This window comes from Pseudoalteromonas sp. RW-H-Ap-1 (assembly GCF_048318575.1).
In the GTDB taxonomy this organism is placed as follows: Bacteria; Pseudomonadota; Gammaproteobacteria; order Enterobacterales; family Alteromonadaceae; genus Pseudoalteromonas.
In genome coordinates this window covers 1,838,951-1,863,454 of record NZ_CP166996.1, presented here as the reverse complement: position 1 = coordinate 1,863,454, position 24,504 = coordinate 1,838,951, and the positions used below count along the sequence as shown (strand labels likewise).

24 protein-coding genes and 1 pseudogene are annotated in these 24,504 nt (G+C 38.7%); 15 read left to right on the top strand and 10 right to left on the bottom strand.

Going from position 1 to position 24,504, the window contains the following annotated elements; all coding sequences use genetic code 11:
- Positions 1-77: 77 nt before the first annotated feature.
- Positions 78-251, top strand: a complete 174-nt coding sequence (locus tag AB8618_RS08755; RefSeq protein WP_409423258.1) for a hypothetical protein — start codon at positions 78-80, stop codon at positions 249-251.
- 51 nt (positions 252-302) lie between these two features.
- Here AB8618_RS08755 and AB8618_RS08750 read toward each other — a convergent pair.
- Positions 303-494 (bottom strand): annotated as a pseudogene (locus tag AB8618_RS08750) (hypothetical protein); the annotation flags it as partial.
- 53 nt (positions 495-547) lie between these two features.
- Between AB8618_RS08750 and AB8618_RS08745 the strand changes: the two are divergent.
- Positions 548-1,360, top strand: coding sequence for an alpha/beta fold hydrolase (locus tag AB8618_RS08745; protein ID WP_409423257.1), 813 nt, complete (start codon positions 548-550; stop codon positions 1,358-1,360).
- 171 nt (positions 1,361-1,531) lie between these two features.
- Here the strand turns inward: AB8618_RS08745 and AB8618_RS08740 are convergent, their stop codons facing one another.
- Positions 1,532-3,664 carry a pre-peptidase C-terminal domain-containing protein gene (locus tag AB8618_RS08740; RefSeq protein ID WP_409423256.1) on the bottom strand — a complete coding sequence of 711 codons (2,133 nt, stop codon included), beginning with the start codon at positions 3,662-3,664 and terminating at the stop codon, positions 1,532-1,534.
- A 484-nt stretch (positions 3,665-4,148) separates the two neighbouring features.
- On the opposite strand from AB8618_RS08740, the gene AB8618_RS08735 reads away from it, so the two are divergent.
- Both AB8618_RS08735 and AB8618_RS08730 read left to right on the top strand, forming a co-directional pair.
- Positions 4,149-4,487 carry a methanolan biosynthesis protein EpsI gene (locus AB8618_RS08735; protein ID WP_413402296.1) on the top strand — a complete coding sequence of 113 codons (339 nt, stop codon included), beginning with the start codon at positions 4,149-4,151 and terminating at the stop codon, positions 4,485-4,487.
- Positions 4,480-5,823, top strand: a complete 1,344-nt coding sequence (locus AB8618_RS08730) for an SPFH domain-containing protein (RefSeq protein ID WP_138607424.1) — start codon at positions 4,480-4,482, stop codon at positions 5,821-5,823. The genes AB8618_RS08735 and AB8618_RS08730 overlap by 8 nt, the downstream gene beginning before the upstream one ends.
- A 75-nt stretch (positions 5,824-5,898) precedes the next feature.
- Here AB8618_RS08730 and AB8618_RS08725 read toward each other — a convergent pair whose 3' ends face one another.
- Complete coding sequence (locus tag AB8618_RS08725) at positions 5,899-6,144, bottom strand: hypothetical protein (protein ID WP_409423254.1); 246 nt, start codon at positions 6,142-6,144, stop codon at positions 5,899-5,901.
- Positions 6,145-6,488: 344 nt separating this feature from the next.
- On the opposite strand from AB8618_RS08725, the gene AB8618_RS08720 reads away from it, so the two are divergent.
- From AB8618_RS08720 to AB8618_RS08710, 3 genes are all read left to right on the top strand, one after another.
- Complete coding sequence (locus tag AB8618_RS08720) at positions 6,489-7,787, top strand: porin (protein WP_413402293.1); 1,299 nt, start codon at positions 6,489-6,491, stop codon at positions 7,785-7,787.
- Between the two features lie 178 nt (positions 7,788-7,965).
- Positions 7,966-8,811, top strand: coding sequence for an HDOD domain-containing protein (locus AB8618_RS08715; RefSeq protein WP_409423252.1), 846 nt, complete (start codon positions 7,966-7,968; stop codon positions 8,809-8,811).
- 138 nt (positions 8,812-8,949) lie between these two features.
- Positions 8,950-9,360 (top strand): hypothetical protein, encoded by a 411-nt coding sequence (locus AB8618_RS08710; protein WP_413402290.1) that lies wholly within the window; start codon positions 8,950-8,952, stop codon positions 9,358-9,360.
- A 59-nt stretch (positions 9,361-9,419) separates the two neighbouring features.
- Here the strand turns inward: AB8618_RS08710 and AB8618_RS08705 are convergent, their stop codons facing one another.
- Positions 9,420-10,310: a LysR substrate-binding domain-containing protein gene (locus tag AB8618_RS08705; protein WP_409423250.1), complete on the bottom strand. Its 891-nt coding sequence runs from the start codon at positions 10,308-10,310 to the stop codon at positions 9,420-9,422.
- A gap of 124 nt (positions 10,311-10,434) precedes the next feature.
- Between AB8618_RS08705 and AB8618_RS08700 the strand changes: the two genes are divergently transcribed.
- From AB8618_RS08700 to AB8618_RS08690, 3 genes are all read left to right on the top strand, one after another.
- Entirely contained in the window at positions 10,435-10,884 is a 450-nt protein-coding gene (locus AB8618_RS08700) for a DoxX family protein (RefSeq protein ID WP_008109247.1), read from the top strand.
- Positions 10,885-10,965: 81 nt separating this feature from the next.
- Entirely contained in the window at positions 10,966-11,916 is a 951-nt protein-coding gene (locus AB8618_RS08695) for a glutathione S-transferase family protein (RefSeq protein WP_409423249.1), read from the top strand.
- A gap of 30 nt (positions 11,917-11,946) precedes the next feature.
- Complete coding sequence (locus AB8618_RS08690) at positions 11,947-12,654, top strand: pirin family protein (RefSeq protein ID WP_409423248.1); 708 nt, start codon at positions 11,947-11,949, stop codon at positions 12,652-12,654.
- A 40-nt stretch (positions 12,655-12,694) separates the two neighbouring features.
- Here AB8618_RS08690 and AB8618_RS08685 read toward each other — a convergent pair whose 3' ends face one another.
- Positions 12,695-14,737 (bottom strand): methyl-accepting chemotaxis protein, encoded by a 2,043-nt coding sequence (locus AB8618_RS08685; protein ID WP_409423247.1) that lies wholly within the window; start codon positions 14,735-14,737, stop codon positions 12,695-12,697.
- 215 nt (positions 14,738-14,952) lie between these two features.
- On the opposite strand from AB8618_RS08685, the gene helD reads away from it, so the two are divergent.
- Positions 14,953-17,088: a DNA helicase IV gene (helD, locus tag AB8618_RS08680; RefSeq protein ID WP_409423246.1), complete on the top strand. Its 2,136-nt coding sequence runs from the start codon at positions 14,953-14,955 to the stop codon at positions 17,086-17,088.
- 52 nt (positions 17,089-17,140) lie between these two features.
- Here the strand turns inward: helD and AB8618_RS08675 are convergent, their stop codons facing one another.
- Positions 17,141-18,088, bottom strand: a complete 948-nt coding sequence (locus AB8618_RS08675; RefSeq protein ID WP_178956189.1) for a sodium-dependent bicarbonate transport family permease — start codon at positions 18,086-18,088, stop codon at positions 17,141-17,143.
- A 120-nt stretch (positions 18,089-18,208) separates the two neighbouring features.
- Between AB8618_RS08675 and AB8618_RS08670 the strand changes: the two genes are divergently transcribed.
- The 4 genes from AB8618_RS08670 (at position 18,209) to AB8618_RS08655 (ending at position 21,662) form a co-directional block, all read left to right on the top strand.
- Positions 18,209-19,153 carry a LysR family transcriptional regulator gene (locus AB8618_RS08670; protein ID WP_409423245.1) on the top strand — a complete coding sequence of 315 codons (945 nt, stop codon included), beginning with the start codon at positions 18,209-18,211 and terminating at the stop codon, positions 19,151-19,153.
- 101 nt (positions 19,154-19,254) lie between these two features.
- Complete coding sequence (locus AB8618_RS08665; protein WP_055012600.1) at positions 19,255-19,671, top strand: hypothetical protein; 417 nt, start codon at positions 19,255-19,257, stop codon at positions 19,669-19,671.
- 670 nt (positions 19,672-20,341) lie between these two features.
- Positions 20,342-20,845, top strand: a complete 504-nt coding sequence (locus tag AB8618_RS08660) for a DUF962 domain-containing protein (protein WP_413402284.1) — start codon at positions 20,342-20,344, stop codon at positions 20,843-20,845.
- Between the two features lie 25 nt (positions 20,846-20,870).
- Positions 20,871-21,662, top strand: a complete 792-nt coding sequence (locus tag AB8618_RS08655; protein ID WP_413402282.1) for an SDR family oxidoreductase — start codon at positions 20,871-20,873, stop codon at positions 21,660-21,662.
- 63 nt (positions 21,663-21,725) lie between these two features.
- Here AB8618_RS08655 and AB8618_RS08650 read toward each other — a convergent pair whose 3' ends face one another.
- From AB8618_RS08650 to AB8618_RS08635, 4 genes are all read right to left on the bottom strand, one after another.
- A complete protein-coding gene (locus tag AB8618_RS08650; protein WP_409423242.1) occupies positions 21,726-22,106 on the bottom strand; it encodes a VOC family protein in 381 nt (126 codons plus the stop codon).
- Positions 22,107-22,145: 39 nt separating this feature from the next.
- The gene (locus tag AB8618_RS08645; protein ID WP_409423241.1) at positions 22,146-22,553 is read right to left on the bottom strand and encodes a GFA family protein; all 408 of its coding nucleotides are present in this window, start codon (positions 22,551-22,553) and stop codon (positions 22,146-22,148) included.
- A gap of 429 nt (positions 22,554-22,982) precedes the next feature.
- Complete coding sequence (locus tag AB8618_RS08640) at positions 22,983-23,162, bottom strand: DUF6435 family protein (RefSeq protein WP_409423240.1); 180 nt, start codon at positions 23,160-23,162, stop codon at positions 22,983-22,985.
- A gap of 93 nt (positions 23,163-23,255) precedes the next feature.
- A complete protein-coding gene (locus AB8618_RS08635) occupies positions 23,256-24,416 on the bottom strand; it encodes a PQQ-dependent sugar dehydrogenase (protein WP_413402279.1) in 1,161 nt (386 codons plus the stop codon).
- Positions 24,417-24,504 lie beyond the last annotated feature (88 nt).

Here is a 24,504-nt window from a genome sequence, read left to right as displayed (position 1 = left end):
TTAGATAAATTAAATCAGTTAGGCTCAATGGCTATCCCTTGATTTATCGGTATACCAAATAAAGATGTAGGATAATTATGTTTTCACAATTAGAGCTTAGAGTAATTAAAAGTACCCTTAAAAGCAGGGCTGAAAAAGAAACAGTAGAGCTTAAAGAGCTTGATGAAGATAGCGATGAATATATGGAAAAGGCTAATGACTTAATGGTGCTTGATACATTAATTTCTAAAATTGATAAATCGCAAAATTAAAGCTTGAGGCGCTAGCTCCTAACTAGCGCTTTCCTTTTTATCTCGACTACTCTAAAACGCCCGCATTAGCCCAAGCGTTGAAACAGCAATACCCACTATCACAAATTCAAAGTACCAGGGCGTGCCGTTATAGCCCATTGCTTGCTAGCCTTTTTGCATATACGGTTGCATGGCCGGTATAAAATGGAACACAAACAAACCCAAAAAGAATAGAATAAACAATTCATCCATTAAGGTTTTGTCGCTCTATTTATAATGTTATAAACTTAAGCTAACTATTAATTTGCTTTAACAATATGAAACTAATAATAAAAACGATTCTATTTTGGGTATTAATCACCTCAACCGCTGCCTTTGCTGAGCTTGCTAAAGTTAAAGTAAATGGCTTTGATATTGAATATGAAATGGCGGGTAGTGGCAAACACACTATTTTACTCGAGGCGGGTGGCTCTGCAGGGCTTAGTGATTGGGATCCCATTTATAACTCGCTTATCAAGCATGCAAAAGTAATTCGCTATTCTCGAATTGGCAATGGCGGCTCAGCGCAAATAAAGAAAAACTATAGCTCAGAGCAGTATGCTACTGAGACCTTACTATTACTTAAAGCGTTAAAAATTGAAGAACCGGTAGTTTATGTGGCGCATTCTTATGGTGCTTATATCGCAAGGGTATTTGCAGCAAGCTACCCCGATAACATTAAAGCGTTAATGTTAATTGAACCGGCCTCAGAGCATGATGTTGATATTATGCGTAAGATTGATTTATCGCGCGCTGAAAAAGAAATTGCCGCTATAAAACGCGATGATATGAAAAATGGTATGTCGAATCAGTATTTAGACTTTTGGTCGAAGCGGCCTTTGCCCGATTACCCACAAATAGCAGATATTCCCGTGACGGTTCTTGCCTCAGTTAAAAAATATGAAAATCCATCGGTGTTATTTTTTACTGATAAAGGGCGTGAAATGTGGTTAGAGCTGCATTCAAACTGGGCTAATGCTTTTCCTCAAGGTGAGATAGTGCTAACCAGTAAAAGTTACCATTATCCACAAAATGATGAGCCAGAAATGGTAGTTAAACAAGTTTTGAAGTTATTATCACGCACTCAATAGCGAGATCGGATTATATTTTTTAATGACTACTAACTATGAGTTATTTTTGTAATAGGTGGTATTTTTTATTTATGGTGATGTTTAATACGCCCTGCATGAAAAGAGTGAATTAGAACCAAATAAAAGCACTGCAGATTCACTGAAGTGCTTTGTTTAGGGGAATGATATTATTTATTTTGCAGTTGCAACAAGCTTAACCCAATCGTAATTAGTGACACCTAACAGTCCGATTTGTAATGTTTGGCCTGAACTCACCTCTAAGATACAACTTTCATTGCTGTCTTTGTTGTTCGATAAGCAATCATATTGTGTTTTTGTTACTGCTGCATCCGCTCGAACATAGAGGTTAGTATTTCCCTCGCCACCCAATGTTTTTATGTTTACAGTGGTTACGCCTGTAGGTACTACATAACTATAGCGCTGCCAAAAATCTGGAAATCCATAAGCACGAGACGTTAATACGCGAGTATCATTATCTGTAGGTGGTGCGCTATTTTCATAATTAGCCACGATTGTTACGTTTTGATAGCTATTATACGCTTTAAGCATAATGTAAAAACGACCTTCTCCTTGACTTATATTACAACTTTCAGTGTTACCATTTCTAAATGGGCGGCAGTCGTAATTATTTGTGCTTGGCACTGTACTCTTTTTAACATAGAGGTCTGCATCACCTGAACCACCCGTTATGTCGATTGAAATGTTAGTGCTATTTGCAGGTACATCAATATAGTAAATAGTCTCTTGATTTAATGCTGCACTTTGGCCTGTTAATGCTTGCCCTTTAGTTAATTCAACTTCTGTTGGTGAGCCATTTGAAACACTAATCGTTTGGGTTAGCGTGTTTGTATTATTGTTACTATCTTGCACAGTAACAGATACATCGTAATTACCTTCAGATACGAAATTATGCACTACGGTTGCACCTGTATCAGTTTGATTATCGCCAAAGTTCCAACTGTAATTATTGATTGTACCTGCTGAGCTGGAGCTTGTTGCATCAAAATTACACTGTAATTGCTCACAGCTGTATTCAAAACGTGCGGTAGGTGGCAGTGGTGTAGTACCGTCGTTATCGCCAACAGGCACTGTGTTATTAAAGTAAGTTGCGACTTGGGGCCAAATCTTACTTATTTTGGCGCCTTTATTGTAGCATCCGCCTAAATGATGAAGTGCAATAACACGATTACTTGATGCTGCAACAACAGGAGAACCGGAAGAGCCACCTATAGTGTCACAATAGTATCCAATATCAGTATTACTTCCACGCCCATTCGTTGAGGGGGCATTAACTTGGCACAAACCATTGGTGTCTTGATCAGATTCAATCGACAGCTCCTTAGGATTACCTGAACCATGTTGCGGAATATAAATACGTTCACTTTGCTGTGCGTTTCGCACATCAAGCCCTAAGTAGCCAAACTGTTCAATATTGGCAAAGTCATTAACACTAAATAGGGTGTAATCTAACGTGTAGTCAGTTTTAAAAAACTCTTTACCCGTTACTTTTACAATGGTTTCTCTGGTTGTCCCATTACAACTTTTATTTTGGTAGTTAAACCACACTTCTGTAGATGCAAGCTCAGATGCAGTTTCGATACAGTGGTTATTGGTAAATAACTTATTATCGCTGCCAACGCGCCAACCGGTACATAAGCTGCGGCCACCAATTACTAAGCGTGCTACCGGGCGGCTGCGGTCAAACTCTGTTGGGTTGGAATTAGCCCAACACTGCACGTCTTTGCGCTCATTAATACCGCAGGTAGACAAAGGGGCAGGTTTATTTTGTTCATTGATATTTATATTGGCGCTTTCAGTGCCGTAAAAATAGCTATCAATAACCCCAAACTGGTGTTGCTGCTTACTGTTTTTTGGATCAGGGTAATACTCAATGATAACGCTGTCATTTGAAACCGACATAGAAGAAAATGAATGCACACCATCATCCCCGTTTAAGCTATCGATTGTTGCAGCGTCCATATTATTACTACTATATTCATATCGCTCTGAGTTGTCTTCGCTTCTAACGACTAACTTTGCGTCACCATTTAGATCTACTTGGCTAAAATGTAGCTTTATGTAATCAGCATTAGGGTGCGATACAGTTTGAGTAATTACAGGGCCTTGTGTCGTTTCGATTGTAAATTGCCTAGAAAGATTTACATGGGTATTGGCTTGTTTGGCAATTGTAGTTTTTTTCGCTTCTTGAGTGTGTTGTAAAATAGTGAGCTCATCGATTGCAGCAAAACTGTATTGTCCATAGATAGCTGTAGCGAGCAATGCTGCGTATTTACATTTTTTCATCTTTATATCCTTTTTCACTTGTAAGTGGTTTGATGTAACGTAAATGATCAACTGCATGCTCATATGATTTAATTTTGAGCAAATAATCAGTACCTAATTTACATACTAAGGGTAGGCCGCATTTTAATCTTCGCCAGAAAAAATTTAAATATTTTTAACTTTACTCGGCAATTATTGCAATTTTCACTTTGAAATCAGATTATTAAAAAATAAATGGTTTAGTATTCAATATGAAGGTTTGAATAGAAGATGTTTACCGTTGACTCTAAAAGGTAAACATCAACACTCACTAAAAGTAACATTGTTGATGCTGAGACTTCAGATATTAAACTTTTCTATTCTAATTTTTACAAAAATATACAAGGGCCAAGTATTAATTCTGTTATTTGGGGCGTTATTCTGTAAAATTATCGGCTTAACATTTGTGATTTAACCGTTACATTTGTTGTTAGGGTTAATTATTCAATTAATATAAGCAGACGTTATGATTTTTTATATTATTGGGTTAAGTACGCTTGTTGTTATTTTGTGTGTGGCGCTTTATGTGATTTACAGCAATGTACGTAAGAGCCGAGTAAGAAAGTCAAAAGAATATAATGTGTTGTTTGATAAAGACACCATTATTGATGAACTTATTGCTCAACTTAGCGAGAAAAACCAAACCCAAGAAAACCAGGAAAAAACAATTAAAGGCAAACAAGAGATCCTTGCAACATTTATAGATTTGCATCGATCGGATAGCTTTTGTGCGCACTTAAGCGAACAAGAAATTACGTATTTTGTTAAAAAGAAATTAAACATGGAGAGTACTAAAAATGGATAGCGAGCAACAAGCCGTCGCAGAGGCAAAAAATACATCATTTATGGCACGTTTTGGCCGTCGTAATGTAATTTTATTAACGTCAGTTGTTGTGGTGTTAGCAGTGATTGCAACATTAACATCGCAGGTTATTTCATGGAATGAAGCCGATGAACGGCTTGTTCACCAATCAGCTTTTACTGGTAATTTAACGGTAATAAACCAAGCTGGTCCTTACTTAAAAGCATTTGGCACCACATCGGCCTATAAAAAAGTTATCTCGATTAACTTTACCGGTGATAGCAGTGCAACAGCCAGTGCCATTGTACCACTCATTCCTATTCGATTTTTAGATACGACAACTGGTGGCGCCAGAGGGGTATCACGTTTTAGATTACCAGGTAATGTACCTGCAAGTGAGTCGGGCGCTTTACGTGGATTATTAAAAATTCATGAAGAATTTGGTTCCCAAGAAACTCTGATCTCTAACCTTTTAATGCGTGCCACTACAGAAAATGTAAAAGCGTCTGCACGTATGATGTCGGTTGAGCAACACTACTCAGGTGGTAATGGTCAATTAAGCCAAGATTTTTCTGATCAACTGACTAATGGCATTTTTGTTACTGAGCAAATTATTAGTACTGGCGAGCGTGACAAGTCTGACGATTTAAGCAATTTAAGTAAGCAACAACGCGTTACCATTAATATAAAGAAAGATGCTGAAGGTAAGCCGCTGCGTAATGCACCTATTTTAGGCTCTTACGGTATAACGGTGGTTGATGCGAGTATTATTGATATTGATTACGAAAATAAGGTAAATGCGCGCTTAGAGGCGCAAAAGCAAGCTGCAGCAGATGAAGCCCTTGCAAGACAAAACCTTAAAAAGGCAGAGCAACAAGCACGTACTGAAGTGGCATTAGGCGAACAAGCGATTGCAAAGCAAAGAGCTGAGTCTGAAAAGCTAAAAATTAAAGAGCAAATCGATGCAGAGCGAATAAAAGCCAATGCGATTATTTCTGCACAACAGCGTGTTGCAGTAAAGGCTGAGCTTGCAAAAGAGCAAGAAGAAATCTTAAAACAGCAACGCTTAGAGGCGTTAGGCATGGATGTATTAGCTGAAGCACGTTTACGCGCAAAGTCAGCAGCACTTGATCCTAAATATGTGTTTGATGAAACACTTAAAGCAGAAGTTAAAATTCAAACGGCTTTATTTAATAGCCTAGGTAACAGCCGCTTAGTGCCTGAAATTGTTATAGGTGCGGGTCAAGGCGAACAAAACAACGGCTCTGAATTTATGCGTTTATTGGCTGCTGATGCGGCATTGAGTCTTAAAAAGCGTTTAGAAAAAGAGAAAAAATAACCGTTAAAAATCATTATCAAGCCCTAGCTTTAATTGCTAGGGCTTTTTTATGGTATTAACTATTCAGCGGTGAGTTTAAAATTTAGGACACAAAGCGTGGCTAAAGCCTTTTTCTGTTAGCAAAAAAGTGGCGCTAGGCGTTGAAAATATATATTCCTCATGAAGAAGAAACGCGATAGTTCCTTTTATTTGCTCACCTTGTTGATCTGAGGCATCGCTAATTAATTGTTCAGGATCTAACTGGCTTGGGCTTGGAAAGTTATTATAAAGATGCTTAAAAATTAACGTAGCAATGGTGTTAAAGGTATCGTTATTTTTCATTTTTCAGAGTCCTTAATTTATATATGTAGTAGTAAACTGGCTGATTTAAATATGATTTTGCAAATAATAACACATTAAAATAGGTACGTGATGACTCTGCTTTTTTAAGCTTTAATTTTGCAAGCTGCTGCTTTCATTTATAAAAGTGATGAGCAATTGTCATGCTTACCCTGCTAAAAAGTAGTTTGTGTGTTGCTGGTGTGTTGCGCAAAATCATAAAGTGTAATTGAAGAGTTGTAAAAATACGTTATCATTGTAAAACAACATGTAAAATCAAGCAGGTACTTAGCTCACGCTGACCAAGTTCGAGTTAATAATATCAACAAGGCAAGCAAGGACAAATTATGACACCTATGAAACCTTTAGCACTGGCAGTGTCTATGGTTGTTTTTTCACATCAGGCACATGCAGATACAGATCTTGATAAAGTTAAGCAGCAATTAAGCAGCTTACAAAAACAAGTGGAAATGCTGCAAAAGCAACTTGCAAAAGCAGAGCAAAAAAGTGAAAAATCAATCGAGCGCACCATTGAAGAGAAAGAAGATATAGCTGAAGTTAAAGTAGCTAAACATGAACATAAGCCTCAGGGAATTAAAATTGGCGGTGCTGTTCGAACTAACTACAGCCATACCTCGTATGATGACGATAATAAAAATCGCGGCGGCGATTTTGACTTTGATATTTTTCGCTTAAATTTCTCAGGCGATGTTGGTGATGTAAAGTTAAACGCTGAAATTCGCTTTTTTGATTATATGACCGCTGTTAAATACGCTTATGCAGCTTACGATTTTGCTGATGATTGGCAAGTTCAAGCAGGTATTACTAAGGTTCCTTTTGGTAACTGGCCATATAACTCACATAACTACTTTTTCAGCACTAACTATTATGTTGGCCTTGAAGACGACCACGATTTAGGGGTGTTATTTAAGCGTAAGATTGCTGATAACTGGCAGCTTGATCTGGGCTTTTTCAAAAATGATGAATTAGGTGGTGTTGATGGTTATGTAGATAACCGCAGCGATCGCTATTCTTACGACATTGTTGGTTTTAGAGAAGCTGGGGATGGTGTTTATGCTGAGCCAACTAATGCTATAGGCGAGTACAATACGTTCTCAGGTCGTTACGGCTATCACCTAGAACATGAAAGTGGTAAAACTGAAATAGGTGTGTCGGCACTTGCTGGTGGCTTACATGACGGTGTTGACCGCGCAGGTGACTACAACGCGTGGGCATTACATTTAAACAGTAATATGGGCCCTTGGAACTTACAACTTCAACACGGTGCGTATAACTACGATATTGATAACGTAAACCGTATTGCTGTAGGCGCTTACTCGTTTTACGATAGCATGGCGGCAGAGGCAACAATGTCGAGTGCAAACGTAGCTTACAGCGTACCGGTTCAATGGGGCGCGGTAACAAACTTACAGTTTTACAACGACTACAGTGCTATTTACGACAAATCAGACAACAGCAGAGATACCTGGATGAACGTAACTGGCTTCTCGGTAGCTGCTGGTGGTTTATTTACTTACTTTGACTTAGTTCATGGTAAAAATATGCCATTTGTTGGTGGTTCATTAGCGGGCGACAGTAGCGAAACTGAGCGTCGCTTTAACATTAATATTGGCTATTACTTCTAAACCAATATTCAAAGCACACGCCTAAACATTGGGCGTGTACTTATGTTGTTTTAAAAAATATTTTTACTCTACCTATTTAGCACCTACAAATTGATAAATCTTTAATCAACTTCTAGTATAAAAGTTCAAATGGAATAAAATAAATAATCCATATAGCTTAGCTGGAGGCTAGACATCGATGATTGTAGTTAATGAGCAGGTGTTATCTGATGTAAACAAAAACTTTGTTATCCCACCAAAACCACAAATCTTAAATGATCTTGAAATATTAGCATCTGCACAGGAGCCCTCGCTCTCAGACGCCGCAGAAATCATCGCTAAAGATGTAGCTATTGCATCAGCTATTTTAAAGATAGTTAATTCACCTGCTTATGGCTTAGTTCGTAGTGTGTCAAATATTAAACAGGCCATTATGTTTTTAGGGTGGAATGGCATTGAAGCTTTAGTACCTAGCTTAAAGCTAAAGCAAATGTTCGCCCAAAAAGAATGTTGCATTAGTTTGGAGCGTTTTTGGGATACCGCATCAGAAATTGCTGATGTAAATATGATTATTGGGCAACGTATAAAAAACAATGTTCCCGTTGAGTACTTGTATACGCTGGGTTTATTTCATGATTGTGGCATTGTGCCGATGGCAATTAAATTCGATAACTACGTGAGTGCTTTACATACTTCAAATAATACCCATAAAGAAAGCTTGATAGATATAGAAGAGCGTTTATATGGAACTAATCATGCCACTGTGGGTTACTATTTAGCGACCAGCTGGCATTTACCTGTAGATATTTGCCAGCTTATTTTACGTCATCACGATTTGAGTATGCTAAGTGATATAACTGGAAGTAATCAACAATTGTGTTACAGCGTTTTAAAAATGTCTGAAAATTTGGTTAATAGTGTTTTACGCGGTGACACCACTAAAGATTGGGATGACATAGAAAAACAGGTTTTAGAAGCATTAAATATGTCAGAAGAAGATTATATTGATGTGCAAGAAGAGGTGATTGATTTTTTGAACTGTTAGACGTTTTTAGCAGCTTAAAGTCTATAGGTTAGTTTTTTTCACTTATTGGATTGTTTTTAATCGTTTGTCGGGATTAAGTAAACACTCTAAAGTTTAGTTGTCGGCAACAAGCACGACTAACCAAATAGGAAATTAATCATGAAACGCTCACTTATCAAAACCATCGCTCTTGGCTCTTTATTAACTTGCTCAGCTGCTGTAATGGCTGATCAAAGTGATTACAAGTTAATGGTTATTGAAGAAGCTAAAACAGCTCCTCAAGAATTCGAAGTTGCATTTAACGATTGTGCATTAAATGTAAAATCAAAAAATTACAGCCAAGCTGAAGAAATTTGCTCAAAAGCAATTACTTTATTACAGCAAAGCACTGGCCCTCGCTTTAAAGTACGTGAGCTTACGTCATTTGCTTTAAGTAACCGTGGTGTAGGACGTTTAATGGCTAAAAATGAAACGGCTGCATTATCAGACTTTTACGAAGCACAACAAATGTCTGGTAACGAGTTAGTGTCGTACAATTTAACGCGCGCTAAGCAAGACCTCGCACTGTAATATTTATTACCGATTCAAAAAGCCCATGCTGTTTTAGCATGGGCTTTTGCGTTTTAGGGTTAAACACTAGTTAGCATAATTTGGGTCAGCTGTTTTAGCCCTTTACCTTTGTTAGTTATTTTCCATGCAAGGTATAGGTCTTGAGTTGGACGTGGTTCGGTAAGCTCCACAACATGCAGTTTGTTTGCTTTTACATACTCAGCAATAAGGTTCTCAGGTAAATAACCAATGCCAATAGCGGATAAAATAGCGGTCATTTTTTGGCTTACAGAACTTACATAAAAGCGTTGATTACCCTCGATTAAATTAGCTGACCAAGGAATACTTTGTTTTGCTGAATCATGCACTATAACCGTGGTGTATTTTCCAAGTTCGCTGGGTTTAACGGGGCTTTTTACTTGTGCTAACGGGTGGCTAGGATGAACCACTAGTACATTTTGAATATCGGCTATTTTTACCGCCCTGATCCCCTTTTGATTTGGAATAGGAGCTGGTGCACCAATTACTAAGTCAACGTCATCCTCAATTAAAGCCTCCCAAGTGCCATTGAGTACTTCTTCTTTAATATCTATCTCGATATTTTTATGCTTATTTAAAAATAACTGTAAGTTTTTAAATACGTAAGTTATTTCAAAAATAGAGTCATAGGCAATACGTATCCGTGGCTCCCAGCCATTAGCTATAGTTTGTGTTTGCTCCGATAAATTATTTATAGCATTGAGTACTTTACGCCCCTCGCTTAGTAAATGTTTACCTGCGGGGGTCAAAACCGCTCTCCGACCTTGACGCTGAAACAAAGTTACATTTAATTGCTCTTCAAGTTTATTAACAATATACGACAAGGCTGAGGGCACTTTATTAAGTTGCTCTGCGGCGGCTGCATAACTGCCACGATGCTCAATGGCGTCTAATACCAATAAAGCTTCTATGCTGATAGGGGATGTATTCATAATGATACCCAATATTAACTGTTCAAAATATTTGAACATATAGAGCAAATAATAGGAGTTATTTAATTTTAATTCAACTTATACAATAGCTGCATACTCAATTGGAACAATACAGGTTAGAACTATGACGATTAAAAATATTACAGCCGCCATCACAAAAACTGAACAGTCTTTTGCAACATTACCATTAAGGCTTATTGCAGGATTAGTGTTTAGTGCTCATGGCGCACAAAAACTGTTTGCGTGGTTTGGCGGCTATGGCTTGGAAGGCACAGGGCAATGGATGGAATCGATTGGCTTAGCACCGGGCTATTTAATGGCATTAATGGCCGGTGGCGCCGAATTTTTTGGTGGGTTACTACTCATCGTTGGTTTGCTGGTGCGTCCTGCGAGTTTTGTACTGGCTATCACTATGGTGGTTGCTATTTTTACCACGCACATAGATAACGGTTTATTTATGAGCAACAACGGTTATGAATTTGCGTTATCGCTGTTAGCTATTACCTTAGCTTTACTGATCCAAGGAGCTGGAAAGCTATCTGTTGATGGAAAAATTCATAACAAATTAAATTAATAAGCGGATCACATAAGTGATTAAACTTTAAGCTGCCAATCTGCGTAAGGTTGGCACATTCTATAAACTAAGGAGACGGACATGGGATTACTAGTTAACGGTGAATGGGTCGATAAATGGTACGACACCGAAAAAAGCGACGGTAAATTTGTACGCCAAGATAGCCGTTTTAGAGATACGATTTCATCAGCGCAAGACAGTAAATTTAAACCAGAAGCGGGTCGTTATCATTTATATGTATCCTTGGCTTGTCCTTGGGCGCACCGCACCATTATATTTCGTAAATTAAAGCAGCTCGAAGACATTATTTCTATGAGTATTGTTGAAGCACCCATGATGGAAAACGGCTGGGAATTTGGCGAGCAGGGCGATCCACTTTATAACTTAGATTACGCTTATCAATTGTATTTAAAAGCCGACCCTAGCTATGAAGGGCGTGTTACCGTGCCTATTTTATGGGATAAAAAAACGCAGACTATTGTAAACAACGAATCAATAGAAATAATTCGCATGTTTAATAGTGCGTTTAATGAGCTTACTGGTAACAACGACGATTATTATCCAGATGCGCTACGTGAAGAAATAGAAACAGTGAATAACCGTGTCTATAACACCATTAATAATGGGGTGTATAAAGCCGGTTTTGCTACAACTCAAGAAGCTTACAACGAAGCTTACACCGCCTTGTTTGATAGCTTAGATTGGTTAGAAGCTCGATTAGCAAAACAGCGTTACTTAGTGGGCGATACACTCACTGAAGCCGATTGGCGATTATTTACCACACTTATCCGCTTTGATGCTGTGTATCACGGGCACTTTAAGTGTAATCGAGAAAAGTTAACTGAGTTTCATCATCTTAGTAACTACATTAATGAGCTTTACCAAGTACCTGGGATAAAGGAAACGGTCGATTTAGAGTACTCAAAAATTCATTACTACGTAAGTCACGTAACCATTAACCCAACGCAAATTGTGCCTTTAGGTGCTAAACACACCTTTGACGCTGCCCATGATCGAGACCGTCAATACTAAATGACGTAGAGATAACGTATAGGAAAAAATATGCTTACCCATTACCCAAAAAATAGCTTAGGCCATGCTGATCATGGTTGGCTTAAGTCAAAGCACCACTTTAGTTTTGCGAATTACTATAATCCTGCGCGTATGGGGTTTGGCACTTTGCGTGTAGTTAATGATGACTGGGTAGCCCCAGGTATGGGGTTTGGTGCGCACCCGCATAGAAATATGGAAATTATTAGTTTTATCCGCAGTGGTGCCATTACTCACCAAGATAGTATGGGCAACAAGGGGATCACCGAGCAAGGTGAGGTGCAGGTAATGAGTGCAGGCACCGGCATTACCCACTCAGAATATAACCTAACAGATGAACCACTAACGTTTTATCAAATTTGGATTCAGAGTAATCAACATAATGTTGAGCCGCGCTGGGAAAGCAAGAAGTTTCCTACACAAGCCACAAGCACCCTTAGCTTAATGGTTTCGGGTTATCCAAAAGATGCCGATAGTGCACTTTTTATTAATCAGCAGGCGCGTATTTACGGTGGCAAGCTGGCAAAAGGCACGTCAATAACACAGCCGATTGATCATCAAGCCTACGTATTGGCATCGGCAGGGGAGTTTAGTATTAATGATGAGTCAGCCTCAGTTAACATGAATAAGGGTGACGGCGCAGAAGTTACACAGACTAAAACCATCACCTTAACAGCAACCACTGAGTGTGAATTGATTATTATCGATAGCAAAAGTTAAGCGCAATTTACGTGCGCTTAACTTTATAATTGTTACTTGCTCATACTTTAAAGCTTTCCACTTGCGATTTCATTTGCTTATATAAGGCCGATACATTTTTAGATTGTTGCGTGGTTTGCGTGGAAATTTGTTTCATTTGTGCAGATTGCTCTTTTAATGACACTAAATTTCGATTTATTTCGTTAGCCACATGTGACTGCTCTTGTGTAGCTTGTGCGGTTTCAGTCGACATTTGCTGTACTTTTTCAAATGCGTGAGTCAGGCTATTAAAAATGGTAATTACTGAGTCAAAGTTGGTTAAAGTGGTATTGGCATTAGTTTGGCTATTTTTAATCGAATCAGACGACGCTTTAACGTTGTCATTTAAGCGTTGGATCATGGTATCAATTTCGTCTGTGCTTTGTTGAGTTCGTGTGGCAAGCGTTCTTACCTCATCAGCTACTACAGCAAATCCACGGCCTTGCTCGCCGGCTCTAGCGGCTTCAATCGCTGCATTTAAAGCTAATAAGTTTGTTTGCTCTGCAATATTACGTATCACTTCAAGAACAGAGGTTATATCTGTAGAGCTACTTTCTAGTTCAACCGAATTCGCTAATGCTGACTCAATATCGTTAGCTAAATCTTCAATCGCTTTGCCTGACACATCAATAGCTTGAACACCTTGCTTAACCTGCTCGCTAGATATATCGGCTTCCTGCGCAGTATTTTTTGCAAGATCTGCCATTTGTTGATTGGCCATGTCCATCTCATGGCCCGCACTAACTATTGACTCCGAGGCATTAGCAAGTTTTTGGGTTACTTCCATCGCGGTATCAGATACATCATTTAAATCACCCGTTACTGCACCAAGTTGGCTTGATTGCTGCTGAATATTTTTTATTATTGTTTGTAAATGGCTCAAGAAGTTATCAAATTCATTGCTTAAATCAGCTAATTCGTCGTGTGATTTAGTGTTAATACGCTGGGTTAAATCGCCATCGCCAGCGGCTATTTCTTTAATACGAAGGGTAATATTATTGATATTATCGGTTAGCTTTTTCGGAATGTAATAGCCCACACCTAAAGCGACAATAAAGGCAATAATAATCACAATAAAAACAATTTTTTCAAAAAGTTGAATGCTATGTTGTACGTCTTGTTTTACCGCTCTGGCATGTGTGCGTGCCTCTTCGCCCACAACATCAAGTATATTTCTTAATTCGTTAAAGCTTTTATCAGCATTTGCTAAATTATTATCAATTAAAGCGACTTGCTTTGCAGGAGTTGAGTAAATCAAGGCTTTACTTTGCTCATACCATTGCTGATAAAGCTGATCGAAGTTGGCATATTTTTGTGTTAGCTGCGGCTCGTTAATTAAATAGCTACGATAACTATTAAAGCGACGTATAACTTGGGCTGCGTTTTCTTCAAATAATTTTTGATTTTGTTCTAAATCACCATGTTGGTTTACTATTTTTTGTTTTGCAAGCCGGGCTTGGTATATATCTCTATCGGCATTTAGTACCTCTGAAATGGCTTCTACATAACGCCCTAAACGCTCAGCCCCCACTTTATCTTGCTGTTGTTCATTAGTATAAGCGCGGAGCTCTTCGCCTGCCTGATCCATCATTTCGCGTATTTTTATAAATTCAGGTTCAGATTTATTTAAATCACTTTGCATTTTACCTTGCGAGTGATTGGTATTAATGAGTGTTTTACTATGATTGACCCATTCATTATACAAAGGCATAAAGCTGGAAAATGAATCATGCTTTGCGAGTAACGCTTCTTCATCTTTTAAATAGATTAAGTATTTGTTAAAGCGATCCTTTACTTGCTCTGCGTTTTCTAAAAACTCTGTTTTATTCGTCTCACTATCGCCAGTTGCGCTGAGTAAATTTTCGAGTGCAATACGTGCTTGATATATGTCTCTGTCGGCATTGAGAATAACAGTAACAGCTTCAAAAAAGGTTTCTGTTTGCCTTTTCATAGCGTTGTCTTGTATGTAAGTAATCGAAGCTATGGCAACTAGCAAGCCTGCAAGGATCAGTGCTAAAAAAGCGATTGGTAAAATGACTTTAGTTCTAATTGAATTTATTCGCATGTTTCAATCCTTGTTATCTTACTGTATCTAGAGTAAATGTTAGTCATATAGTGGGACTTATGCCAAGCAGTTGGGTAAATTAATTGGGTGTTTTTTATATGCTGCAAGTCCGTATAACATTACTATTATTTTTTATTGGTTTTATTATCCTTGTACGGCATATTCGCTTAAAATACGGCTAATTGGTTCATTTTTATAAAGGAATTCTGCTGTTAATGAATTCAATTCAGCCTAGTATATTTGGCCGTATCTTTACTGCACATCGCTTTGTCGATATAAACCAACAAGGTTTAGTGATCAGCAATAAAACACAAATAACCTCATTGAGTTGGTGTGATTTAACGTCGCCCATTAGCTATGAGTATGGTGTGCTTGGGCAAACACTGCGCTTTAATACAGACTCTAAGCATTATCGTATTTGGATGAGAGCCTATGGCAGCAATAGGGCATTTAAAGCGCATACCGATATGCTATGGGTTAAAAGCAATATTGCAGTGCTCAACGAGATGTTAAGTAAAATAAACCACTTTGCTCACACTCAGTTTTTGCGCCAATCATATGTGACTGATATAAAAAAACAGGTAGATGAGCAATGTAAACGTTGGCTACCTTGGATAAAAAGCAGCGATGTTTTAACACCAGTAAGCACACAAATAAAATTGCTTGAACAATACAGCCAGTGGAGTGATGCACTCACTCGTTTTTTTCAGCATAAATATACCCAGTCTCAATTAGAGCGCTATAACGATTTTTTTAATTGTGTTGAAGCAAATCCACTCACAGAGCAACAACGCCGAGCTTGTATAATAGATGACGACAATAACTTAGTGCTAGCAGGGGCAGGAACAGGAAAAACCAGTGTGTTGGTGGCCAGAGCGGGCTACTTGGTTGACAGTGAACAAGCTAATTACAACGATATTTTATTACTCGCCTATGGTAAGCAAGCTGCTTGCGAAATGGATGAACGAATTAAACAAAAGCTGGGCACTGAGTCCATTAAAGCGGCCACGTTTCACAGCGTCGGCTTGACTATTATTAGCGAGGTTGAGGGCAAGCCACCTAAAATATCTAAACTTGCTGAAAACGAAAAAGCTAAAATAAAATGGGTTGAAGGATGTTTTGAATCGCTTGCCAATGCTAAACCACAATATGCTAAAGCACTGGTAAATTATATAAATAACACTCTTAATGACGTTAAAGGCGAATTTAAATTTAGTCCTGCAAAGCCTAATCATATAGCGCTTTTAAAAGAAATAAAAACTAGCGGTCATTTAACTAAATTAGCGACTGTGTTTAGCCAATTAATCAGCGTGTATAAAACCGCAAATATAACACTTGAGAGCGATTCAAAACAGATACAGCAAGCCTGGAAATTATTAAAGCCGTTGTTAGCCAACTATAACCATTATTTACGCACGCAGGGCGAAATAGACTTCGACGATATGATTATTAAAGCCCTCGATTATGTAAACACTAAAAAGTTTACATCGCCTTGGCGTTATATCATGGTAGATGAATTTCAAGATATATCACCGCTGCGAGCTACACTTGTAAAAGCACTGCGCGATAGTAAATCTAATAGTTCACTGTTTGCAGTAGGGGACGATTGGCAAGCTATTTACCGTTTTAGTGGTGCAGATATGCGACTTACTACCGAGTTTGCCGCACATTTTGGTTTTACAACACAAACTCTATTAGATAGGACCTTTCGCTTTAATAATAAAATTGGCGAGGTTGCCGCAGGTTTTATTATGAAAAACCCAGCGCAGTTAGCTAAAGACATTCACTCAGTTGCAAAGGTAACTAAGCCCGCCGTTAGCGTGCTAAAAACATTGAAAAGTGGCTCAGCTAAAAACACCAAAATAGCGGAGCTAAATAATGGCGCAATTAAGCATTTACTACAGGGGATTAAGGGTCATTCAGGCAAGCCTGTTACTGTGTATTTACTTGCACGATTTCGATTTCAGTTACCTTCACAAGCCGATATAAGTGCTTTACAGCAAGAGTTTTCAGCATTGCATATTGAGTGTGATACGTTTCATGGCTCAAAAGGCAAAGAAGCCGATTATGTCATTATATTAGCAATGAATGGCGGAGCGTTTGGATTCCCGAGCACTAAGCCAACGCCTCAAATTTTAGAGGCATTATTACCCGCAAAAGATAATTTCGCACATAGTGAAGAGCGTCGCTTATTTTATGTAGCGCTTACTCGCGCTAAACATAAGGTCTACATAATAACTGATGATAACAACCCCAGCTGCTTTGTTGATGAACTTATAAACGAGCATAAAATCGAAGTATTTGAGTTAAAAAATAAAGCGGTCTTTAAAGGTGTTACAAAAACTGCTTAATACTGTTGCTCAAGCAAGCGTCAGAGTGCCCAATTATGTGGTTCATACGTATTTAACTTATGGCAACGGCAAGTTGATGATACAAACCAATCCCAACAATAACATTAAATGGAAAGGTGACACCTAACGAGCTAAGCATGGCAAGACCAATGTCCGCTTTGGGAATAGCGGCTTTTATAGCAGCAGGTGCGGCAATGTAAGAAGCACTCGCCACTAAGCTCCCCAGAATAACCACTGAACCTAATTCTAAATTTAGCAAGGTGCCAACCATAACGCCAATGGTGCCTAAAAATAACGGCGTAATAATGGCGAAGGAAGCCAGTTTCCATTGCTGCCAAGGAAAAGGGCGAAGCGTTTGTGCAGCAACCAAGCCCATTTCGAGTAAAAATAGCGCCAGCACTACTTTAAAGCTACTGGTAAGTAAACTCGTAACTTGGCTACCCTGTTGGGTGCCATACATCATACCGATAATTACACCGCCAACGAGCAAAATCACACTCTTATTGGTAAGCGTTTCGTGCCACAGTGCTTTTAACGATAAGTTGGTGTTTTCGCTGTGTGCTTTGTCGAGCTTACGATACAACAGTAAACCTACAATAATTGCTGGTAACTCAAGCATAACTAGGTACAAGGTAACTTCTGCGCCCACTTCTAATTTAGCCGATTCGGCATACGCTAATGCTACCGCAAATGTACCAGCACTAACCGAACCATAGTGGGCAGCAATGCTGGCGCTATTCGCTACGCTTAGCTTAACAACGTGTTTTAAAATAGGGTATAAAGTGAGTGGAATAAGCCCACCAAGTAACATAACCGAGGCCATTTCTGGGAGTAATTGCCAACTTAAATTGCCATGCAGCACCATGCCACCTTTTAGACCTATGGTAAGCATGAGTAGTAAGCTGAGAGTGTCATACGTCGCTTTGGGAATAGCTAAATCAGAGCGAAGGATACCCGCTGCTAATCCTAAAATAAAAAACATTACTACAATATCAGGCACGCTGTTCTCCTCTTTATTACTAATTTGATTTGTTAAGCGGCGCTATTATAGGCAAATCTTTATATAGTAAATAATAAAATAAATGATAACATCCTATAGATAAAAACCTATGAGGTGCGTATGAATATAAGGCAACTTTCCTTCCGACTACTTGAAGTATTTATGAGTGTAGTAAAAACCGGCTCTATAAGCGCAACCGCACGGAGGCTTCATTTGACTCAGCCTACGGTTTCTTTGCAAATTAAACGCTTACAAGAAGCGGTAGGTGAACCGTTAATAATTATGCAGCAACAAAAGTTGCAAATAACCGAAGCTGGTATGGCCTTATTTAGGACTTGCCAACAGGTTTTTGGTCATTTTGAAGATTACCAAGATTACTTAGCGGAGCTAAAAGGGGGTGAACGTGGACGATGTAAAATTGCTATGGTTAATACTGCCCAATATATTTTACCTAAGTTGTTAGGCCCATACAGTAATGAACATCCGCATGTAGAGCTACCACTTGAAATAGGTAATCGTTCAGCCGTTTTAGCACGCTTTGAACGTGGAGAAGACGATATTTATGTATTTAGTCACCCGCCATCTTTAGAGCATGCCCAGGCTGCTAGATTTCTACATAACCCTTTAGTGTTTATAGTGCCACTAAATCATCCATTAGCCGATAAAACCGCACTTAAACTGGCTGATTTAGTTCCGTATCGTTTTTTACTACGTGAAACAGGCTCCGCAACGCGCATGTTATTTGAAAGCGAGCTGCAAAGTAGAGGGTTGGTATTAAGTGACAGTGTGCAAATGGCCAGTAATGAAGCCATTAGAGTGGCGGTAGCTTCAGGTATGGGGATTGCGGTGCTTTCTCAGCATGTGCTGCCTAAAGGTGATAATAGTTTTAAAGTGCTTAATGTTACCGACACTACTTTAGCCAGTCATTGGTATTTTGTGGTGCGTACAGACCGACACATATCACATGCTGCACGCAGTTTTTTAAAGTTTGCCGAGCAACACTTAGAGCTTTATTTAGATGAGAAGTGGGTGCGAAATGAGTTAAGAGGGCTTAATTTGAAATAAAAATAAGCCTTAGAGACAATCAAATATTAACTGGTATCAAAGTTGCTTAAGTTATTTCAGTTAAAGCATATAACGATAAAAGTAAAAATGGATTTGAGCCAATGACTTCAATAACCTTTAAAAATCAATATAGTAGTTATAATACTCCCGTTAACAAAGTGGCAAAATCGAGTGACGTTCTGCCAACATCTGCCGCTGCGGCAACAACCAGTACCGCTGAAAACCAAGCAACCCCTAATTTTATCGCTAAACCAGAAGACAAAAGCTTTTTAGAAAATGCCCAAGAGGCATTAATTTATCAACGTTTAGGTGTCGATAAAGAAACTATAGCTGAGTTAAAAGCAGCAATAGAAGCCTTGGCAGAAGAACTAGGAGAGGAAGGGGTTGATGTAGATGCCATAAAAGAGCAGATTGCTGAATTACAAAAAATGTTAGAGCAAGAATTCGAAAAAGGCACGGAGCGAATGGCAATGCAACCAACACATGAAAAAGGCAAGCTGGTAACCGCATTAGCTTAGGTAACGGCATGTTGAAAGCTTATTTACTCCTGACTTTAAATAGATTTTAAGTGATTAACGCACAAAGAGGGGCAAAGAGGCGCTGCGCTAGTAGAGGAGTGGTCTAAACCATAACTTTCATCTGTAACCAAAATACTAAGCTGGGGCTTATAAAAAGCAACAGCATCCCTTCACTCAGTAAGTGACTTTTAAAGAGGTTAAAATCATCAAGTATGTTGTGCCACTTATACTTAAATAAATATTTGCCCACAACAATATCTAAACTAAGCATTATTGTTAGCCAAACAAAACCCACATTTAAACAATTTAAGTACGAAATAGGGTTAACCCATGGCAAGGTTAGCCAAGTAATGGCATATATAATCGCAGTGCCCAAAAGTAAGAACAGCGTTTTATCGCGCTTTAGGCCGTAAAACCGATTACTCTAATATTGTATTAACTATCTCAGCTAAAGCGAGTAATAGGCCAAAGGCGAGTGTTTTTAAAAGCATATAAAACTCCTCGTGCTGATCATGTTAATTATTAACGATGACCTTACTTAATCTATAGCCATAACGTTTTCAAGTGCTACTCACCATTTTTACAGATTAACTCTGGTTATCAGTTGTTATTATGTGGCTTTTTTTATAAGGTGAACTTTGGTTATAAAAATAACAACAGGAACATCGCCATGAAAACCCTTGAACAACAGCTCGGCCAGTATGGTTTGTACCATCGTTCTAAACGAAATGTATTAACCCATTTTTTTGGTATTCCACTTATTGTGTTTGCCGCTTTGTGTCTACTTGCACGAATCGAAATTCCTATCGCCAGCTTTCGCATTGATGGTGCGCAAATTTTTGTATTAGCCTCTGTGGTTTACTATTTTATGTTGAGCCTTTCGCTTGGCCTGATAATGGGCATTATTTTCACTTTATTACTGGTAGCTGCACAACCAATTGCCGCTATGGCTTTGGTGCCATGGTTAACAATTGGAGTTGGGGTGTTTGTATTTGGCTGGGTATTACAATTTATTGGTCATTATTTTGAAGGTAAAAAGCCCGCATTTGTTGATGATTTAGTTGGCTTAATTATTGGTCCTTTGTATGTCACTGTTGAGCTGTTATTTTTGATGGGCTTTTATAAAAATTTAGAACAGCAAGTGAATGAAATAGCGGGCCCAACTAAAGCATAATCAGTTAATAAATATAAGGTAAACTATGGATTATAATAATAAAACAGTATGGATCACCGGCGCATCATCAGGTATTGGTGAAGAACTTGCTAAACAATTTGCAGAGCAAGGTGCAAAGGTCATTTTATCAGCGCGAAATGTCGATAAACTCAACCAAGTAAAAGACGAGTTAAAAGGCGAGGGGCATCGTATTATCCCGCTTGATTTATCAATGCCTGAAACCGTTTTGCACGATGTTTCAGCACAAATAGACAGCTTAGGCCCCATTGATATTTTAATAAATAACGGCGGTGTATCACAGCGTAGCTTATTTTTAGAAAACGACTTTAAAGTGTATCGCCAACTTATGGAAGTAAACTACTTTGGCTTAATTGCACTCACTAAAGCGGTATTACCTTCAATGGTAGCGCGTAAAAGCGGCTCTGTAGTGGCTATTAGTAGTGTGGCAGGCAAAGTAGGATCTAAGTTTAGAACCGGATATTCAGGCAGTAAGTACGCTGTAGTAGGCTTTATGGATTGCTTACGCGCTGAAGTGGCGCAGCACAATATACATTGCTTAACTATTTGCCCAGGATCAATTAAAACGGCGATTGCCCATAACTCATTAAACGAGCAAGGGGAGGCGCAAAACAAACCCGAATCTTCGATAGAAAATGGTATGAATGTGAATGTAGCTGCATCAAAAATGCTCACCGCAATCTACAATAAAAAAGACGAAGTTGTAATAGGGCAAGGGTTGAGTGGTTGGGCACCGTTTATAAAACGGTTTTTCCCAGGATTATTTAATCGCTTAACAGCCAAAGTCGAATATAAGTAACTAAGTAAAGTACTTAAACGTCAGCATTGAGCCGCTTAGCGCAATGCTGATTTGTGCTTAGCTTTATGGCTGTTTTTGTACTTTCCAGGGTGGGTTTAATCGATTTTCTCCAGCTTTGTAGAGTTTAATTTTATTTCCTGAAGGGTCTTTTAAAACCGCTTCCTTCCATAGGTATCTTTGCTCTGTGGGTTGCTGTTCGAATACGATCCCTTTTTTGATTAACTGCTGGCACAATTGTTCAAGGTCATCGTTTTCAAAATAAATTACAGAATGATTTTCAAAAAATTCACTTTCTAAAGACAATGAAAATGTAGAGTCACCTTCAGGGCAACTAAAACGCGTATAATGAGGTGTGTCAACAATTTGGGTAAAGCCAAGTACACGATAAAAACTCACCGCTTCATTCATATCTTTGACTGGCAAGGTTACTTGATTCAGTTTCATTTAAACTCCCATTACAAAAAATAGATAATTTATATAGATTTACTTTCGCCCTGGCTCATGTCTCTCATAACGAGGAAGCTGAGCATCTAAGTCTTCCCAATTTGCCTTTGAAGTGATGAAATTATGCGATATGGGGCGCTCTGTTATATCGCAGGTCAACGCGCCTAATCGAAGGCGATACCTTTGAGGAGATTGAGCGTTAGCACTATAAATTGGAGCGCCGCAGGTTTTACAAAAGTACTTACGTTTACCTTCACTACTTTGGTAAAAAGTAAGTGTGCCGTTTTTGTCAGTTAATGTCAGATCGCTCGCATTAATAAATCCATTAGTAGCAAAAGCACTGCCACTGGCCTTACGACAAAGCGAACAATGGCAATGAATAATATCAGTAACTTTACCATTAATTGAAAAATTGATTGAGCCGCATAAACAACTACCTGTGTACATCTGTATTCCTTGATTTAATTATAATTTTTTCATTATATCGCATTGTTGCCAGTATATTATTAATACCTTAGAGCTTGATTACACTTTACTAAAAATGCTTTTCTCGCATCCACACAACCATTAGCGCTTAAAAATTCAGCTATTTCAAAAAAAGGTTTAAACTCTGGTGGTATTAGGTTAATAATTCCACTAATTAACTTTAATGTAAATAATTGTTTATGCGAGGTTTTAGGCAGGTTATGGGCATAAGTTAGAGAAGGCAATAATGCTATGAGTATAATGAGCTGTGCGCAATTAAAAGCGTCACGATGGAGGTTAAGTTGGGGAATTATCTGGTGGGGCTTAAGTTAATTTAAAAAAGGATGCTTGTAAGTATTAAAACCCCGCATTTTTCAACGCGGGATTTGTTTAAATTGTTAGGCAATATAGTTACTTAGTTTTATTTGCTTCTAGCGTTTCTATTTCACTCCAAATTTTTTCAGCCTCGTCAGTTAACATTGCATAGCTTTTAATATCGCCTTTTCTTTGTGCTTGCATGCCTTGCTCTAATTTTGCATCGTATTCTTTACGTAATTTTTTGATTGGATCTGGCTTTAAAAATGAAAACATCAACACCCTCGTTGTTTATTAGCTAATTACAGTAACAGTACGCAGTTAAGCTGCAAAAAGTTTGCTGTTACTGTAATTAGGTGTGTTAAATGGCTACTTAGGATCTAATCGCACAATGCCCTGGCCATCTAATCCAAGGTAAATAGTACCATCATCACCTTGGGCTAGGCTGCGAATACGGCCAACGCCTTCAAGTAGTTTATGTTGCTTAACCACCTTGCCGTCGGCTAATTCAAGCACGCTAACAAAGGCATATTTCATTGAGGCTAGCAGCATTTTTCCTTTCAGCTCAGGGTATTTATTACCTTTAACCATGAGCATATCAGAGGGGGCAATAGAGGGAGTCCATTGCGAAACTGGCGCTTGCATACCCGGTTTGTCGGTTAAATCAGTAAATGAGGTGCCGCTGTAGTTAATACCGTAACTCACCACGGGCCAGCCGTAGTTAGTTTTAGGTTTAATAATATTAAGCTCATCGCCACCACGGGGGCCGTGTTCGTGTGCCCAAAATACACTATTGTCACCATCGAACCACATACCTTGTGGGTTACGATGCCCATAAGACCAAACCGCTGGTTTTGCACCTTTTTGGTTTACGAAGGGGTTGTCGGATGGAATTTTACCATCGTCGTGTAAACGATAAATTTTACCGCCATCACGGCCTAAATCTTGTGGGTTAATATCTCGCGAGCCGCGGTCGCCAATCGAAAAATACACATAGTTTTGGTTATCAAACACAATACGGCTGCCGTAATGCTGACCTTTTTTAGAGTTATGCTCACCTTTGTATAATTGTTGTGACTCAAGTAGTTGGCTGTGATCGTTACTTAGCTTTGCACGCATAAGTGCGGTGTTACTACCTGCGCCATCGCCTTCACTGCTTGAATAAGTAATATATAACCACTGGTTGTTTGCAAAGTCAGGGTGCAATGCTAAATCGAGCAGGCCGCCTTGGCCGTTATCATCAATTTTGGGTAATCCTGCGACCTTTATCAGTGCTTCACTATCTTTACGTAGTAAATACAAGGTGCCACTGCGCTCAGTAATTAATAAGTCGCCATTAGGTAGTGGTTCAATTGCCCACGGAACAGCGATCCCTTTAGCAATTGTCATGGGCTTTATATTCAGGCTTAAAGATTCTAGTTCTTTAAAATCAACAGCATGAGCATTAAGACTGCCCAGTGCACCAAGCAATAAACTTGTTGTTACCGTTGTGATTAGTGTGCGTTTTTTTAGTGTTTTACGTTTGTTCATAATGGCTTCCAAAATTAACAATTCCATCCAGCCTAACATGCAATTAATCATAATGTTAAATATTTAAGTTGAATGAAAAACAACCGTT

Excerpts from the sequence above, each read along its gene's own strand:
- AB8618_RS08755 (WP_409423258.1), top strand. The coding sequence starts at position 78 with ATGTTTTCACAATTAGAGCTTAGAGTAATTAAAAGTACCCTTAAAAGC.
- AB8618_RS08745 (WP_409423257.1), top strand. The coding sequence starts at position 548 with ATGAAACTAATAATAAAAACGATTCTATTTTGGGTATTAATCACCTCA.
- AB8618_RS08740 (WP_409423256.1), bottom strand. The coding sequence starts at position 3,664 with ATGAAAAAATGTAAATACGCAGCATTGCTCGCTACAGCTATCTATGGA.
- AB8618_RS08735 (WP_413402296.1), top strand. The coding sequence starts at position 4,149 with ATGATTTTTTATATTATTGGGTTAAGTACGCTTGTTGTTATTTTGTGT.
- AB8618_RS08730 (WP_138607424.1), top strand. The coding sequence starts at position 4,480 with ATGGATAGCGAGCAACAAGCCGTCGCAGAGGCAAAAAATACATCATTT.
- AB8618_RS08725 (WP_409423254.1), bottom strand. The coding sequence starts at position 6,144 with ATGAAAAATAACGATACCTTTAACACCATTGCTACGTTAATTTTTAAG.
- AB8618_RS08720 (WP_413402293.1), top strand. The coding sequence starts at position 6,489 with ATGACACCTATGAAACCTTTAGCACTGGCAGTGTCTATGGTTGTTTTT.
- AB8618_RS08715 (WP_409423252.1), top strand. The coding sequence starts at position 7,966 with ATGATTGTAGTTAATGAGCAGGTGTTATCTGATGTAAACAAAAACTTT.
- AB8618_RS08710 (WP_413402290.1), top strand. The coding sequence starts at position 8,950 with ATGAAACGCTCACTTATCAAAACCATCGCTCTTGGCTCTTTATTAACT.
- AB8618_RS08705 (WP_409423250.1), bottom strand. The coding sequence starts at position 10,310 with ATGAATACATCCCCTATCAGCATAGAAGCTTTATTGGTATTAGACGCC.
- AB8618_RS08700 (WP_008109247.1), top strand. The coding sequence starts at position 10,435 with ATGACGATTAAAAATATTACAGCCGCCATCACAAAAACTGAACAGTCT.
- AB8618_RS08695 (WP_409423249.1), top strand. The coding sequence starts at position 10,966 with ATGGGATTACTAGTTAACGGTGAATGGGTCGATAAATGGTACGACACC.
- AB8618_RS08690 (WP_409423248.1), top strand. The coding sequence starts at position 11,947 with ATGCTTACCCATTACCCAAAAAATAGCTTAGGCCATGCTGATCATGGT.
- AB8618_RS08685 (WP_409423247.1), bottom strand. The coding sequence starts at position 14,737 with ATGCGAATAAATTCAATTAGAACTAAAGTCATTTTACCAATCGCTTTT.
- helD (WP_409423246.1), top strand. The coding sequence starts at position 14,953 with ATGAATTCAATTCAGCCTAGTATATTTGGCCGTATCTTTACTGCACAT.
- AB8618_RS08670 (WP_409423245.1), top strand. The coding sequence starts at position 18,209 with ATGAATATAAGGCAACTTTCCTTCCGACTACTTGAAGTATTTATGAGT.
- AB8618_RS08665 (WP_055012600.1), top strand. The coding sequence starts at position 19,255 with ATGACTTCAATAACCTTTAAAAATCAATATAGTAGTTATAATACTCCC.
- AB8618_RS08660 (WP_413402284.1), top strand. The coding sequence starts at position 20,342 with ATGAAAACCCTTGAACAACAGCTCGGCCAGTATGGTTTGTACCATCGT.
- AB8618_RS08655 (WP_413402282.1), top strand. The coding sequence starts at position 20,871 with ATGGATTATAATAATAAAACAGTATGGATCACCGGCGCATCATCAGGT.
- AB8618_RS08650 (WP_409423242.1), bottom strand. The coding sequence starts at position 22,106 with ATGAAACTGAATCAAGTAACCTTGCCAGTCAAAGATATGAATGAAGCG.
- AB8618_RS08645 (WP_409423241.1), bottom strand. The coding sequence starts at position 22,553 with ATGTACACAGGTAGTTGTTTATGCGGCTCAATCAATTTTTCAATTAAT.
- AB8618_RS08640 (WP_409423240.1), bottom strand. The coding sequence starts at position 23,162 with ATGTTTTCATTTTTAAAGCCAGATCCAATCAAAAAATTACGTAAAGAA.
- AB8618_RS08635 (WP_413402279.1), bottom strand. The coding sequence starts at position 24,416 with ATGAACAAACGTAAAACACTAAAAAAACGCACACTAATCACAACGGTA.